Genomic DNA, 14,609 nt, shown 5'->3' on the forward strand with positions numbered 1-14,609 from the left:
GCGACCGCCCGGCTCCGCGCCCGGGTGCCCGCCCCGGCCCCGGTCAGTTCGGGGGGATGATGGTGTCGACCATCCGGTCCACCAGGGCGCCGAGGTCGTCGCCGCCCAGCACGTCGGGCAGGGTCAGGGACTCCAGGAACAGGCCGGTCATCGCCAGGTAGAGCGTGACCACGGTGGAGCGGTCGCCGGGGAAGCCGCCCTCCAGGTGGAGGCGCACGTTGTCCTCCATGGTGTCGCGGATGGTGCGGGTGAGCTCCTCGCGGATGCCCGGGTGGCGGTTGGCCTCCAGGCGCAGTTCCAGCAGGGCCAGGTAGCCGTTGCGGTCGGCCCGGATCCGGCGCAGCAGGTCGTGCATACCCGCGCGGGTCTGCTCGCGGCTGGGTTCGGCTTCGGAGAACTGTGCCATGAACTCCTCGGTGGGGGTCAGCCGCACGTGGACGTGCGCGCCCGCCTGGAGCAGTAGCTGGGCGCGGTCGGCGAAGTAGTTGGACGCGGTCCCGGTGGGGACGCCCGCGCGGGCGTCCACGGCGCGGAAGGTCAGGCCGCGCGCTCCCTCCTCGGCGAGTACGTCGATGGCCGCGTCCAGCAGGGCGCGGCGGCGCTCGGGGTTCCGGCGGACCATCCTCCACCTCCTCTTTCTCGGGCTTTCTCAGGATTCTCCCGGGTCGTCCCGGGTGTGCGGGGGACTGCGAGGGAAGTCGCGGGGGAGTCTCGGGAAAACCATGTTGCTTTGACAACTTCGTCTGTAGTACTTTGAATGAAGTGGTCAACAGCCTACCCCAAGGAGTCACCATGCATGTGGACCTCATCGGCACCGCCTACCTGTGCGACGACCCCCGCGCGGCCGCCGACTGGTTCGTCGAGCACATCGGATTCGAGCTCGGCGTCGACATCGGGTGGTACGTCAACACACAGCACCCCCGGCACAAGAACTTCTCCCTGGACTTCGTCGTCCGCGACCACGGCTCCTCGCCGGAGGGCCTGCGGGGCCGGGAGGTGGCCGGGGCCCTCGTGGCCTTCCTCGTCCCCGACGTGGAGGTGGAGGAGAAGCGCCTGCGCGAGGCCGGACTGGAGATCACACTGCCCCTGGTCCGGGAACCCTGGGGGCAGTACCGCTTCCAGGTCGCCGGGCCGCAGGGGCTGTTCGTGGAGATCCTCCAGATGAGCGAGCCCGACCCGCAGTGGATGAAGGACAACGGGTTCCTTCCCCAGTGAGCCGGGCCGGCGGTGCTCCGGGGCGGCGGGCGTCTAAGGTTCACGGATAGAAAACCGATAAAGCACTCACCAGAGGGCAACTGTGAACACATCCCCCATGGATGCTCCCCCGTCCCGCCGTTCACCGGCCCGGCTCCTGCTGATCACCGGTGGCGCGGCGCTCTCCCTCGCGCTCGCCGGCGGCCTGCTGTACGTGTTCCGGCCCGGCGCCGACCCCGAACCGGTGGCCGCGCCCGAGCCCCCCGCCTACGCGGGCGACTACCACCTGGGCGCCCGGCCCCTGGGGCCCGCGGCCCCCGACGACATCGCCGCCAAACTCGCCCCGCTGTGGAGCGAGGACATCGACGGGGTCACCTTCGACTTCGGCACGACCGCGGTCATGGACGCCGACTTCCGGGCCCTGGAGGGGCGCATCGACAACCCCCTCACCGGCAAGCCCTACCGCAACGACGTCCTGCTGAGCAGCGCCGACGTCTACCACGAGGCACTACTGGGGACCGGGGACTTCGCCGACGAGCCCCTGGCCGACCCCGACGGGCTGCGGACACTGGGCAACATCACCCCCTGGGTGACGCAGTTCGTCGTCCCCGCCGACTCCGACATCGAGACCCTCGCCGACCTCGCCGGGCGCCGCATGGCGGCCGACGAGCACCTCGGGCCGCCGGAGGAGGCGATGCTGATCCTGGCCGTCGCCGGGGTCGACCCGCTCAACGACCTGGAGTACGTGTCCGACCCCTTCGTCACCTATGAGCCGCTCATGTCGGGCGAGGCCGACTTCTACGCCACCGTCGACCGGGTGCACAGCGGCGAGATCAACCACATGGCCGACCAGGGGCTGGAGCTGCGCGTCCTGGACGTTCCGCGGGAGGTCATCGCGAAGCTCGCCCTGCTGGAGCCGGGCACCACCGCGCTGACCATCGCGGCGGGGGAGCACCCGGCGCTGGAGGACGCGGACGAGATCACGCTGGCCGCCTCCTGGACCTCGCTCTACACCACCGACCGCCTGGACGCCGACCTGGCGTACCTGCTGGTGGAGGCGGCCTTCGAACGGCTGCCGGAGAAGATGCCGAGCGAGTGGATCAGGGCGCAGGACGCCCTGGCGGGGATCGAGCCGGACACGCTCCACCCGGGGGCGCGCCGCTACTACGAGGAACAGGGCCTGCTGTGACCCGGGTCGGGGCGGCGGTACGGGATGCGCGCCGCCGCCCCGGCAGGGCCTACGGCCGGAGGTGCTCCGCCAGCGGGCCCAGCACCGCGACCCACTCGCGGATCTGCTTCTCCGCGACCACGCCCGCCAGGACGAAGGGGTCCTTCTCGACCAGGGCCCCGACCTCCTCGGCGGAGCCGGCGCGGAACAGCAGCAGCGCGCCGGGCGCGTCCTGGGCGCCGAAGGGACCCGAGACCAGGTTGACGCCCTGGTCGGAGAGCCCGCTCAGGTACTCGCGGTGCGCGGGGCGGTGCTCGTCACGGGCGGCGGTGCTGTTCTCGGCGTAGATGTAGGTGACGGCGTAGACGGCCATGGGGCGTTCCTCCTGGTGGCTGCGGTTCGGTACCGCCCCATGATCCCGGACCTGCCCCGGCCCCGCCCACCCGGGGCGCCGGGTCGCCCGGCCGTCGTGCCTGCCCGGGGCGATCGCGCTGTACGCGACCGGTGGGGGCCGGGTGGTGGGGCCGGTATAGGTCAGCGGGTGCGGTGGGCGGCGTACTCCCAGGTGCGCAGGACCATGTCGGTGCCCTCGCGGATGAGCGCGGCGGCCAGGGCCAGGGTGAGGGCGAGGGCCAGGGCGTAGACGGTGACGGCGATGGCGCGGCGCGCGGCACGGTGGCCGCGCGGGACCGGGGGCGGGGTCACCGGGCACCGCCCGCCGGGACGGGGGCGGGCACGGGGGCGCGGGCCAGCGCGGCGAACGCCCGGCCCTGGGTGCGCAGCAGCCAGGCCGACAGCGTGTGCAGGCTGGGGTCGACCAGCCCGTCCGGGCCGACCACCGCAGAGGTCAGGAACACCTGTACCGACCTGAAGTCCGCCTCGGCGCGGGCCAGCAGGTTGCCCAGCCCCAGGTGGTGTTCGGCCCACTCGCGGACCGGGGCGGCGCCCGGGTCGACGGAGGTGTCGCGCACCAGGTCGCCGCGGGTCACCACGACCGCCAGGCGGTCGCTCGGGCCGCGTTCGGGCGCCCGCCGGTGGCGCTGGACCTCGTCGAGCACCGCGCCGTAGGCCAGCTCCGGGTCGCGGGTGTGCGAACGCTCCCCGGCCAGCCGGTCGCGTTCGTCGGCGGTGAGGCAGCGCCACACCGCCGGTATCCCCAGCGGGTCCACCACCAGCACGAACGTGGACGCCTCGCCCAGGTAGGCGAGCTCCTCGGCGGTGGCGGAGCGGTTGAACCGCTCTCCGGCGGCGTCGAACACCTGCAGGACCAGGGCCCGGCGCCCCGCGCCCAGCCGGGCCGTGGTCGCGCGCACCTTGCGGCCCGGCGGGGTGGGGCGGGTCCGGTGGTCGGGCGCCAGCACCCGGGCGCCCTCGCGGGAGAGCCGTGCCGCCTCCTCGCCCAGCGGTTCGAGGTAGGAGTCCGGGCCGTGCCGGGCCGCCTGCTCCAGGGCCAGGTGCAGACCGGCGGCAAGCCGGGTCTTGCCCGCCCCCGTGCCGCCGAACAGTGGCAGCAGGAACTCGCGCACCTCGCCGGGCCGGTGCTCCAGCGGCCGGTCGCAGTGGGGGCACAGGGTTCGCAGGTCGGCGGCGCCCAGCAGGATCAGGGTGGGCAGGGTGCGGTCGCAGCGGCAGCGCCGCCGCAGCAGGCCGCGCGCGCCCGGGCGGACCGTGTCGTGCCGCCGCCCGCAGCGGCCGCACAGGTAGGCGGGGTAGGGCAGCCGTCGGTAGCACTCCGGGCACACCATCCGGATCCGGCGCACCGTCCGCAGCCCGGTGTCGACCAGCCGCAGCGCCCCGGCCAGGGACCAGGCGGCCGCCAGGTAGGCGCCCACCACCAGGGCGTGCGCGGTGACGTGGGGGAGCAGCAGCACGCCCCACAGCGCGGACGCCCGCCAGGTGCGGCGCACCGCCGCGCACAGGTCCCACCAGGCCGGGCCGCCGTGGTAGCCGCGGTGGGCGGGGTCCTCGCGGCCGTCGGGCGCGGGCTCGGCGGGGTGGTCGCCGCCGAACATGATCCGGTGCACCTCCCGCAGGTACAGCCAGGTGAGCACGCACAGGCCCGCGACCGCGGCCAGCGTCCCCGTGCCGACCAGCAGGCTCACCAGAGCCGCCAGGATCCACCAGCGCAGGAGTACCGCGGCCGTTCCCGCCGTGACGAGCAGGGCGATGCCGAGGAGGACGGCTTCGGGGCGGGCCGCCCCGGCGTCGTGGTCGTGGGCGCCCGTCGTGCACGGCGTGCTCGTCATGCCCGGCACAGCTCGTGCACCCGTCACGCCTGGCAAGCGTTGCACATCTGACACGTGGACCACGCCTGTCGTGCCCGTCACGTCCGGCGCGTTCGTCACGCCCGTCGTACCTGGCGCATCTGTCACGCCTGGTGTGCCCGGCACGTCTGGCACGTTCTTCACGCCCGTCGTACCTGGCGCATCCGTCATACCTGTCGTGCCCGTCACGCCTGGCATGCTCGGCACATCTGGCACGTCCGTCATGTCTGTCACGCTCGGTCACCTCCCCGGGTTCCGAAGAGGCCGCGCCGGGGCCGGTGTTCGCGCACCCACCGGTCGAACCCGGCGGCCTCCTCGCGCGGCAGCAGCCGCCGCACCCGCGCCGTGTTCCGCCTCCCCCAGCCGGTCAGGGCCGGGAGCAGCACCTCGTGTTCCAGGGTGTGCGCCCGCTCGGGGCCGAGTTCGGGCCGCAGCGCCGTCAGGTAGAGGCGGGCGGCGGTGTCGGTGTCCGGGGGGTCGTCGCACAGGCGGTGGACGGCCGTCTCCCGGTAGGCGACGAACACCTGCTCCGGGCAGTCCCGCAGCACGCGCGCCGCGGTCCCGGGTTCCCAGCGGTCCAGCAGCAGGGCGGCCACCGCCCGCAGCGCCACGTCGGCGGGGGTGGGGTGCGCGCGGGCCAGCAGGGCCCAGGGGGCGGGGGCTGCCGCAGGTTCGGAGTCGGCCGTCGGTTCGGCGGCGAGGGCGGGGGCCGGGCCGGGGCCCGCGGGTCCGGCGGTCGCCGGATCGAATCCCGCCGCCGGGCCGGGTCCTGGGGCCTCCGGGGGCCCTGCGGTCTCCGGGGCGGGGGCCGGGGCCGGGCCGCCTGCCGCGGCCCCCGGGGAGGACGGTGCGGCCGCGCCGGACCCCACCGCGTGCGACCAGGCGGTCAGGGCCGTCTCCAGCGCCGCCCGGTCGTCGAGCACCCGCACGGCCTCCGCCGGGACACGGCCGTACAGCGCGTGCCCCGCCACCTCCTCGGCCAGGGCGTGCCAGGCGGGTTCGGCGCCCACCGGGGGCGCGGCCACCAGCGGCGCGCACACCCAGTCGGCCACGTCCGGGGCCGTCCGCACCCCCGATCCCAGCACCCGCAGCGTGCGCAGCGCGGCCCGGGGTCCGTGCCCGCGCCCCCACACTTCGGTCAGCAGCGAACCGTCCACATCGTGCGCCGGCACACCGGGCGAGCCCGCCGCCCGGCCCCCCGAGCGGATCACCGCCACCTCCTCCAGCAGCCGGGCCGGGTCCTCCCGCCCGTCCAGGCCCAGCCGCCGCAGTTCGCGTAGCAGCGCGCCGCCGTCGCGGTCCCCCGTGAACAGCGCGCCCGCCGGGCCCGACGCCAGCTCGCCGAGCCGGGCCCGGGGCAGGTCGGCCAGCCGGACCGCGGCCCCCCGCCGCACCTCCGGGTGGGCGTGGAGCAGGGCCGCCATGGCCGGTTCGGGGGCGTCCCGCGACGGGGCCGCCGCCAGCAGCGGGCCCACCACCCCGTGCCCGTACCGCTCCAGGGCCAGAGCCGACGGCACCAGGCCGCAGGCCCGGGACCAGCGCAGCAGTTCCACCGCCCGCTCCGGCGGCGTCCACCCCGGGGCGCCGCCGCGGCCGGGGATCCCGGGTTCGGGGAACGGCACCGACAGCAGGTCGGTGATCCGCTCCCGGGCGGCCTCCCGCACCGGTTCGGAGCGCATCGGCAGGGCGGCCGGGGCCGCCGTCCCCGCCACGATCCCGTCCAGGCAGCGGTGGACCAGCAGCCGGTCCATCCGGCCGATCAGCGCGGGCGAACCCGTCCGGTGCGCCACCCGTTGCAGGTCGGCCAGCACGCGGTCGTCGGCGGTCGCGCCGTCCACCACCCGGCCCGCCACCGCCGCGGCGTCCTCGGCGGGCAGCCACTCCACGGCGGCCGGAAGCCAGGCGCGCACCGCGCGCAGCTCCGCCGCCGACACGTCCGCCGCGGGGTCGGCGAGCAGGCCGGCGGCGACCAGCACCGGGTACCGGTCCGCCAACGACTCCTCCCGGCCGCTCGCGCAGCGCCGCGCCGACCGCCACAACTCCTGGGCGCCGGCGGTCCCCGCCGCCACCGCCCGGGCGGCCGCCTCCCGGGCCCCGGGCGGCGGGTCGGGCAGCGCGTCCACCGCGCCCACCACCGGGTCCACCACCGTGAACCGGCCCCGCAGCGGCTCCAGGTCGACCCCCGGCGGCACCCCCACCACGTGCGCGAACGTCTCCTGCGGGCTGGCGCTGTAGGTCGAGAACGCCATGCCCCGGGCCCGGTCCGGCGGCAGCAGGTGCGCCAGCGCCGCCACCCAGTGCGCCACCGTCGCGCTGTCGGCGACCAGCACCACCGGCCGGTCCCCGCAGATCGCCGCGTCCACCGCCGCCAGCAGCCGCACCACCAGCTCCGGCGGGCGGCGGCGCACCCAGGGATCGGTGCGCGACCGCCCCAGCGGGCCGCCGGGCACCTCCAGCACCGGCAGGTACGGGTCGGCCACCGGCACCGACACCCAGAAGTCGGCGTCCCACAGCTCCGCCGCCAACGGCCCGCCCGACCCCACCAGGCTGTGCGCGAAGTAGTTGCCCGGCCGCCCCGACGGGTCCGGGCCGCACGACACGATCCGGCTCACCACCGGGAATCCGCCCAGGTCGGGGGAGTAGCACAGGTTCACCGGGTGCTCCTCCACGCGGCCGCCGGGCGGCTCGTACACGGTGAACCTCTCCACCTCCCGCAGCACCCGCTGGTCCACCCCCGGTGTGGCCGCGTTGAACTGGTAGCCCGCGTACCCCGACAGCCCGTGTTCGCACGAGGTGTAGTAGAGCTGCGCGAAACCCATCGGCCGAGACCTCCGCTCGTCCGGGACGGTGACCGCCACGGTTCAAGGCCGCCCCTCGCGGGACGGGACGACACCGAAACCGCCGAGCATCCACAGGAACGGGTCGGCGACCCGGTAGGGGCGCACCCCGCCCCGCAGGCGCTGCTCGGCGTCGGGCGCGTGCCCGAGCGCCGACAGCCCGAAGTACCGGGCGTCGGCGTAGTGGTTGGTGATGTGCGCGTCGATGCGGCCGCCGTCCCACCGGTGCAGCAGCCGCCGGATCTGGGCGTGCACGTCGAGGCTGTCGGACCCGTCGAAGTAGGGGGCGTCCGGTTGGGGGCGGCGCAGCGGCGAACCGGGGTCGAGGGCGTCGTGGAACACGTCGAGCTTGGTCAGGCACACCGCCATCGGAACGGGGATGAGCCGCGAGGGCGAGCCGGTCCGGCGCAGCAGCAGGTCGGTGACCCGGCTCAGCATGTCCAGCGGCGGGTGCTCGGCGCGTTCGGGCGGCGGCAGGGGGGTGCCGGGGGCGGCCTCGGCGCGGGCGCCCCGCATCCGCAGCGGGTCCAGGAGGAGGATGACGCCGTCGGCGTTGTCGAGGTAGCGCAGGTTGGTCTCCACGCTCTCCTGGGTGGTGAGGTCCTCGCCGGCCGTGTCGAAGAACGACAGCAGGGTGTGCCGGGGGCGGCGCCCCCACGGGCCGCGCGGGCGGGTGGTGAACCGGAACACCAGGGGTTCGCGGGCCGCCCCGGTACGGCGGGTGGCGGCGAGCAGGCGGGCGTCGTCGTACAGGGGCGCCTCGTAGTCGGTGTGGAAGCGGTGCCGGGTGTGGTCGTCGGAGCCGCCCACCGAGGCCTGGAAGCGGGCGCCGACCCGGTGCATCAGCTCGTGGATGAGCACGGTCATGAACACGGTCTTGCCGGACTCGCGGGCGCCGACCAGGGCGATGAGGCGGCCGGGGATACGGCCGAAGTTCACCGGGAGCCGGGCGTGGCAGGTGACGCACACCCGGGTCGCGGTGGCGGCGCCGCAGTCGGGGCACAGCGCCCGGGGGCGGCGGCCGTCGGCGGCGAACACCGGCGGCAGGCGTTCGCGGCGGCCCAGGTGGGCGCGGATCGCCGCGTCCTCGACGGGGGCGCACTGGGTGCCTCCGGGGCCCGGGCGGCCGCCGCAGCGGAACAGGATGAGGCGCTGGGTGAGCCGGGTGTAGCAGTAGGGGCACACCAGGCGGTCGGCGCGCTCCGGGCGCAGCCGGTCGAATGCGATCACAGGCGGAGCTCCTTCACCGAGGGCTGGCACAGCCGGGCGCCGTCCGCGTCGTCCCCCGCGGGCAGGCACACCAGCCAGGCGGGCCCGGCGGGCCGGGGCGGGCGGACCCGCAGGGACAGCCGTCGGCCCGCGGTGAGCCGCCGGGGTGGGAACACGGCCAGCACCCGGCCCTGGTCGGCGCGGTCCGGCGGGAACCCGCCCTCGGCGTAGACGACGGCGATGCGGGGGGTGGTGCAGTCGGTGCGGGCGGTCAGGGTGACGCGCCGGTCGCGGCGCAGCAGCCCGGCGGGGGCGACGTGGTAGTCGAGCACGGGGCCGCCGGGGACGGTGAGGAGGGCGGGCGGGCCGGGGGCGCCGCCGACGACGGCGCGCACGGCCACCCGCACCGGGCCGGGGCCCATGGGGGCCTCGAACCCGCCCCCGGCCTCGTACCGGGGGCGCTCGCAGAGCGCCTCCCCGCCGAGCGTTGCGGTGCCGCCGTCGGCCGTGCCGCCCGGGGCAGGACCGCCGTCGGGGTCCAGGGGGCGCCAGGACACCCGGGCGGCGGCCGCCTCCTCGGGCCAGGTCCAGCCCAGCCGCACCAGGTCGCCGAACCGCCGCGCGTGCAGCCCGGCCACCGCGGGCACGGCCACCACCCGCACGGACCCGCCGACCACGGCCTGGTCGCCGCACGAGGTCACCGCCACCACGTGGTGCGTCCCCGCGGCCAGCTCGACCCGCACCCGAACCCGCTCGGCCAGCGCCGCCACCCCCGCACCACCCGCATCGCCGACACCGACCGTCCCCGAGGCCCTGGTGTCCACAGGTGCATCGACTGCCTCAAGGGCATCAGCGGCTACAGGTGCATCGCTTGCCCCAAGGGCACCGGCCGTCCCGGGGGCACCGGCGACCTCCGGTGGCACGGGTGTCACCGATGGGGGCGCCGCCGGGTGGTGACCGGGGTGTCGGCCGCTGGAGGCCCCTTCCGCCCCAGAAGCACCAACGGCCTCCGGCGGCGCAGGTCTCACTGTTGCGGTCGCCGGGGGTCGGTTCACGGCCTGTCCGCGGGGCGTCACTCGCGTCCCAGGGGCACTGGCCGCCTCGGACGCCGCAGGGGTCACCGTTGCGGTCGCCGGTGGGTGGCCGGTGGGCCGTCCGTGGGGCGTCACTCCCGTCTCAGAGACAGCGGTCGCCCCGAGGACATCGGTGGCCTCAGGAATAGCAACCGTCCCGGGTACATCGGTGGCCCTGGGAACAACGGTTGCCTCAAGGGCACCGTTGGTCTTATGGGCCACAGATGCCACGGGCGGCGCAGGGGTCACCGTTGCGGTCGCCGCTGGGTGGCCGGTGGGTTGTCCGCGGGGTGTCACTCCCGGCGCGGGGGCACCAGCGGTGTCGGTGGGCACACGAGTCCCAGACGTCACGGATGGGGGCGGGGATGGGGCGGTGAAAGGGACGGGGGTGCCGTGGGCGGCGATGTCGGCCGGGGGGACGCGGGTGGCCGGGGGCCAGGGCGGTGGCGCGGGGGCGGTGCGCAGGGAGACGCGGCCGCGGGGCGGCGGGGTCCAGGAGGCGGTGAAGCCGCCCTCGCCGTCCGGGACCACCAGCAGGTCCTCCACCGGCGGCGGGGGCGGGCCCGGCACCACCCGGTGCACCAGCCCCTCGGAGCCGCGGGCCGAACCGTTCGAGGCCAGGTACACCGCGCGCACACGGTAGAAGTACTCCACGTCCGGGCGCACGTCCGGGTCGCGGAACCCCATGCCGTCGGTGGCCACGCGGACCCCGTCGCCGCCGCGGGGCGGGGCGCCCTCGCCGCGTATCACTTCCACCCGGACCGCCTCCGGCGGCACCCGCCACGACCCCGACACCTCGTGGTCCCCGGCGTGCACGGAGAGGTCGGCGACCTCCGGGGTGAGCAGCACCGGATCGGTGCCCACGGGCTCGGACGCGCCCCGGCCCTCGCGCAGGGCGGCCACCGTGTAGCGCACCTCGGCGCCCACCGGCAGCCCCGGGTCGATGAACTCGGTCCCGGTCACCTCTCCGGCGAGCGTTTCGCGGCCGCGGCCGACCCGGCGCAGCACCCGGTAGCCGATCCGCCCCACCAGGCTCGGGCTGGGCCGCCACACCACCACGGCGCCGCGCCCCTCGACTTTGGCGCGCACCTCGCGCGGCGGCAGCGGAGGCACCTCGCCCAGGCGCGCCACCAGGGCGTCGTCGTCGGCGGCCAGGGCGCGGGCGGCGGCCAGCGCCCGGGCGGCCTCCTCGTTCTTCCCGGCCGACAGGGCTGCTTCGGCGCGGGCCGACAGCTCGTCCACCCGGGCCGCGCGTTCGCGGACCTGGGCGGTGAGCCCGTGGTCGGCGGGCAGGTCCGCGGCCGCGGCCTGGGCCTGGCGCAGCTGGTCGTCGGCGAGCAGGTCGCGCACCTCGCGTTCGGCGCGGGCGACGCGGTCCGAGCCCGCCGGGCGGCGGCGCACCGCCGCCGCCAGCAGCGCCGCCTCCGGTTCCAGCAGCCCCCGGCGCACCCAGGGCCGGGCCAGCGCCGCCTCGCCCACCTCGGCCGGGCGCGCCCGCAGGTCCTCGGCGACCTCCCACAGCACCAGGGCGTCGCGTTCGGCGCGGGAGGGGCACGAGCGCAGCACCCCGAGCACGTTCTCCGCCGCCGCCTTGCCCTCGGTCAGCGGCTCCACCTGGATCCGGGCCACGGCCTCGTCCAGCGCCGTGTCGTCCAGAACCCCGCCGTCGGCCAGCCGGAACCCGTCCACCACGGTGAACCCGCCCGCCAGCCGCCCCGCCCCGAACACCACCTCCGGGGAGAACGCCGCACCCCGGGTGCGCAGGTCGTCGCGCAGGCCGCGGAAGGTCCGCACCGGCGGCTGCACCGGTGGTTCGGGCAGGCGCTCCACCACGCGGACGTTGCGTTCCCGCAGCAGGCGTTCGGCCTCGGCCTCGGGCAGCCCCACCGACCCCGCCATCGCCTGTAGGGACCACCGGTCCACCAGGGAGGTGGCGAGGCCGTCGACGATGTCGGACCATTCGGCCAGCGCCCGCCGAGCCGTCTCGTCCCGCACCCGGGAGAAGTGTCCGTGGGTGAGCGCGCCCTCCCGGTCCAGCCGCTCGTGCGCCGCCACCAGGTCCAGCAGGACCCGGCGCAGGGTGCGGCGCCGGGCCTGCAGCCCCCGCCAGTAGGTGCACACCGCCGCGACGTGCGCGGCGAACGCCCCCGGGTCGGCGGCCAGCCGCCGCTCCAGCTCCGGGTTCACCCCGTAGCGGACGAACAGGTCGGCGGGCGGCCCGCCGGTGCGCGCCGCCGCCAGCACCTCGTCCTCGTAGCGCCGCCGTTCCCGCACGTCCCAGGGCACCGCCGTCCGCCCCGCACCCTCGGTGCGCCCGGGGGTCACCCCGAGGTGCGGATCGACGCGATGGCGTCCCGGGCCCGGCGCACCTCCTCCTCGCCCATCCCGCCGATGCGGATGTCGAACCGGATCTCGCTGCCGCCCGCCGGGTCCCAGCCGCGCACCGCCAGCATCCCGGTGGCGCCCAGGCTGAACTCGATCCGGAACGGTGTCCCCGCCGGACCCTTGGGCAGCCCGCTGAGCAGGGCGTCCCCGATCCGCAGGTTGTGCTCCAGTTCTTCGGAGGCCACCGACCCGGCCTGCTCCCACACGTCGATCTCGACCTGCTCCTGGTCCGGCCACACCGTCGCGAACCCGTCCTCCACCGTCACCGGCAGCGGGGTGTTGGCCCGGATGAGGTGGCTGATGTACTGGCGGGCCCTACCCGGGTCGGTGGCGAACACCGGGTCGGAGCCGTCGGTGGCCTTGACCCCGAACGCCCGCGGGGACACCCCCGTGACGGTCTTGTGGGCCAACCGCTCCACCTCCTCCCGGGTGATGCCCAGGGCGGCGCCCACCTCCTCGGCCCGGCGGGCGCGCTCTGCGGGGTCGCGGCCGGGCTCCTCCATGATGTTCTTGACCTGCCGGACCAGGGCGAACAGGGCCGCGCCCTTGGCCACCGCCAGGTCGGGTTCGTGCAGGTGCGGCTCGAACCCGAAGCGTTCGCGCAGGGACCGCGCCACCACCGGCATACGGGTCATCCCGCCCACCAGCAGGACGTCGTCGAACCGCTCCACCCCGCGTTCGCGGGCCGCCCGCAGGGTGCGCTCGGTGATGGTGAGGGTGCGTTCCAGCAGGTCGGAGGTGAGCGCCTCCAGGTCGCCTCGGGTGAGCTCCACGCGCACCGTCGACCCGGCGAAGCGCAGGTTGTGCCGGGCGCGCTCGCGGGTGCTCAGGGAACGCTTGATCTGCTCGGCCGCCGCCGCCACGTCCTGGAGGAACTGCTCGTCCCCGGCCGGGTCGGGGTGCGGGTGGTGCTCGGTGAACAGCTCCAGCAGCAGGTCGGCGAGCTTGTGGTCCCAGTCCGCCCCGCCCAGCCGGTGGTCGCCGTCGGTGCACACCACGCGCACGTCGTCGTCCTCCACCCGGATGACCGTGGTGTCGAAGGTGCCGCCGCCCAGGTCGAACACCAGCAGGTGGCGCAGCCCCGAGGCGGCGTCCAGGCTCTGGTAGTGCAGGGCGGCGGCCACCGGCTCGGGCACCACGTCCAGCACGTTCAGCCCGGCGATGAGCCCGGCGCGGCGGGTGGCCTCCTTCTCGTGGACACCGAAGTAGGCGGGCACGGTGACGACCACGTCCTCGACCTTGTCCCGGGTGTGCTCGCCGGCGGCCCGAGCCAGCTCGCGCAGGATCAGCGCCGACACCGACTCGGGGTCGTGGGCGCGGCCGTGGAACTCGTAGCGGGCGTCGGTGCCCATCTGCCGTTTGACCAGGGAGACGACCATGTCGGGGAAAAGGAGGGCGGTGTTCTTGGCCTCCTCGCCGACCACGACGTTGTGGGCGGACTCGAAGTACACGACGGAGGGGGTGGTGTCGTTGCCCATGGCGTTCTTGGTGACGGCGGCCCGGCCGGTGCCGTCCACGAACGCCGTGCAGGAGTAGGTGGTGCCCAGGTCGATTCCGTAGGTGGTCATGAGCCTTTCCCAGGTGTGGCGGCCCCCTCGGGGGACACCGGGCCGACGTGGCGGAAGAAGCGGGCGTGGACCCGGCGCCGGATCCGCCCGGTGACGGTGTCGCGGAAGCCCGGGGCGGCGACCTCGGCGACGGTGCCGTCGCGCGCGGGGTCGGGGTGGTCGACGGTGGCCAGCGGGCGGTGCAGGTCGGCGCGGAAGGGGTCGCCGACGTCGGCGTCGACGGGTTCGACGCCCAGGCGTTCCAGGGAGAGCAGGGTGTCGTCGGCGAACCCGGCGAGCAGGTCGGCCAGCCTTGTCTGGCCGCGTTCGCGCAGGCCGTGGGCCTCCCTGGCGAGCTGGTCGTGCAGGTGGACGAGGTCGGTGACGACGGGGTCGAAGAGGGTGCGGTCCTGCCCGGCGCGCAGTTCGCGGTTCTCGGCGTGCAGGCGGTCGATGACCGCCTCCCGGTGCCGGGCGCGCTCGTCGAGGGCGGCCAACCGGTCGTCGAGGGAGGCGAGGGAGACGAGGATCTGGTCCAGGGAGCGGGGGGAGTCGGGGGGTGCCGTGTCGTCGGACGCCGTCATCGGGCCGCCTTTCACCGCCGATTTCCATGCGTGGCGTTACCGGTTTCCTTTTGCCGAGGATACTCCGGCGGGGGTGGCGGAAAAAGGGAAACACGTCAACGCGTGGAGGGTGTGGCGTCCCAGGTCACATTCGTCTCCTTTTGTTCTCTGGAGAACTTTTTCGGAATGCGACCGAAATGCGTTTCTGGTCGCCCTGGAGGGGCTTTGTGTGCGTTGCCTGTGTTCGGAGTGTGGCGCCGTGGTCACGTCATGTCGCCGCCGTGCTCTCTTGGTGGCCTCTTGTCAGGTACTTGAGTTCACTTGTGTGAGGCATGCGTATAATCCGGGTATTCGGAGGGTGAAGTCTTT

11 protein-coding genes are annotated in these 14,609 nt (G+C 75.5%); 2 read left to right on the forward strand and 9 right to left on the reverse strand.

Annotated features, from left to right (window positions below; genetic code table 11):
- Positions 1-43: 43 nt before the first annotated feature.
- Entirely contained in the window at positions 44-622 is a 579-nt protein-coding gene (locus ACJOT3_RS11845) for a TetR/AcrR family transcriptional regulator (RefSeq protein ID WP_406971878.1), read from the reverse strand.
- A 170-nt stretch (positions 623-792) separates the two neighbouring features.
- Between ACJOT3_RS11845 and ACJOT3_RS11850 the strand changes: the two genes are divergently transcribed.
- Both ACJOT3_RS11850 and ACJOT3_RS11855 read left to right on the forward strand, forming a co-directional pair.
- A complete protein-coding gene (locus ACJOT3_RS11850) occupies positions 793-1,215 on the forward strand; it encodes a VOC family protein (protein ID WP_406971880.1) in 423 nt (140 codons plus the stop codon).
- Positions 1,216-1,312: 97 nt separating this feature from the next.
- Positions 1,313-2,383, forward strand: a complete 1,071-nt coding sequence (locus ACJOT3_RS11855; protein ID WP_406971882.1) for a TAXI family TRAP transporter solute-binding subunit — start codon at positions 1,313-1,315, stop codon at positions 2,381-2,383.
- 49 nt (positions 2,384-2,432) lie between these two features.
- On the opposite strand, the gene ACJOT3_RS11860 is transcribed toward ACJOT3_RS11855, so the two are convergent.
- From ACJOT3_RS11860 to grpE, 8 genes are all read right to left on the reverse strand, one after another.
- On the reverse strand, positions 2,433-2,735 hold the full coding sequence (locus ACJOT3_RS11860; RefSeq protein WP_406971884.1) for a YciI family protein: 303 nt from the start codon (positions 2,733-2,735) through the stop codon (positions 2,433-2,435).
- Between the two features lie 161 nt (positions 2,736-2,896).
- Positions 2,897-3,067 carry a hypothetical protein gene (locus ACJOT3_RS11865; RefSeq protein ID WP_406971886.1) on the reverse strand — a complete coding sequence of 57 codons (171 nt, stop codon included), beginning with the start codon at positions 3,065-3,067 and terminating at the stop codon, positions 2,897-2,899.
- Complete coding sequence (locus tag ACJOT3_RS11870) at positions 3,064-4,608, reverse strand: TRAFAC clade GTPase domain-containing protein (RefSeq protein ID WP_406971888.1); 1,545 nt, start codon at positions 4,606-4,608, stop codon at positions 3,064-3,066. The genes ACJOT3_RS11865 and ACJOT3_RS11870 overlap by 4 nt, the downstream gene beginning before the upstream one ends.
- 248 nt (positions 4,609-4,856) lie before the next feature.
- Positions 4,857-7,445 (reverse strand): GTPase-associated protein 1-related protein, encoded by a 2,589-nt coding sequence (locus ACJOT3_RS11875; RefSeq protein ID WP_406971890.1) that lies wholly within the window; start codon positions 7,443-7,445, stop codon positions 4,857-4,859.
- Between the two features lie 42 nt (positions 7,446-7,487).
- Positions 7,488-8,693 carry a TRAFAC clade GTPase domain-containing protein gene (locus ACJOT3_RS11880; RefSeq protein WP_406971892.1) on the reverse strand — a complete coding sequence of 402 codons (1,206 nt, stop codon included), beginning with the start codon at positions 8,691-8,693 and terminating at the stop codon, positions 7,488-7,490.
- A complete protein-coding gene (locus tag ACJOT3_RS11885; protein WP_406971894.1) occupies positions 8,690-12,070 on the reverse strand; it encodes a SaeA-related protein in 3,381 nt (1,126 codons plus the stop codon). The genes ACJOT3_RS11880 and ACJOT3_RS11885 overlap by 4 nt, the downstream gene beginning before the upstream one ends.
- Positions 12,067-13,698, reverse strand: a complete 1,632-nt coding sequence (locus tag ACJOT3_RS11890; RefSeq protein ID WP_406971896.1) for an Hsp70 family protein — start codon at positions 13,696-13,698, stop codon at positions 12,067-12,069. Before ACJOT3_RS11890 ends, ACJOT3_RS11885 begins: the two co-directional genes overlap by 4 nt.
- On the reverse strand, positions 13,695-14,261 hold the full coding sequence (gene grpE, locus ACJOT3_RS11895; protein ID WP_406971898.1) for a nucleotide exchange factor GrpE: 567 nt from the start codon (positions 14,259-14,261) through the stop codon (positions 13,695-13,697). The genes ACJOT3_RS11890 and grpE overlap by 4 nt, the downstream gene beginning before the upstream one ends.
- Positions 14,262-14,609: the final 348 nt, after the last annotated feature.

It is taken from the genome of Nocardiopsis protaetiae (assembly GCF_045446735.1).
Classification (GTDB): Bacteria; Actinomycetota; Actinomycetes; order Streptosporangiales; family Streptosporangiaceae; genus Nocardiopsis; species Nocardiopsis protaetiae.

Excerpts from the sequence above, each read along its gene's own strand:
- grpE (WP_406971898.1), bottom strand. The coding sequence starts at position 14,261 with ATGACGGCGTCCGACGACACGGCACCCCCCGACTCCCCCCGCTCCCTG.
- ACJOT3_RS11870 (WP_406971888.1), bottom strand. The coding sequence starts at position 4,608 with ATGACGAGCACGCCGTGCACGACGGGCGCCCACGACCACGACGCCGGG.
- ACJOT3_RS11860 (WP_406971884.1), bottom strand. The coding sequence starts at position 2,735 with ATGGCCGTCTACGCCGTCACCTACATCTACGCCGAGAACAGCACCGCC.
- ACJOT3_RS11875 (WP_406971890.1), bottom strand. The coding sequence starts at position 7,445 with ATGGGTTTCGCGCAGCTCTACTACACCTCGTGCGAACACGGGCTGTCG.
- ACJOT3_RS11890 (WP_406971896.1), bottom strand. The coding sequence starts at position 13,698 with ATGACCACCTACGGAATCGACCTGGGCACCACCTACTCCTGCACGGCG.
- ACJOT3_RS11845 (WP_406971878.1), bottom strand. The coding sequence starts at position 622 with ATGGTCCGCCGGAACCCCGAGCGCCGCCGCGCCCTGCTGGACGCGGCC.
- ACJOT3_RS11855 (WP_406971882.1), top strand. The coding sequence starts at position 1,313 with ATGGATGCTCCCCCGTCCCGCCGTTCACCGGCCCGGCTCCTGCTGATC.
- ACJOT3_RS11850 (WP_406971880.1), top strand. The coding sequence starts at position 793 with ATGCATGTGGACCTCATCGGCACCGCCTACCTGTGCGACGACCCCCGC.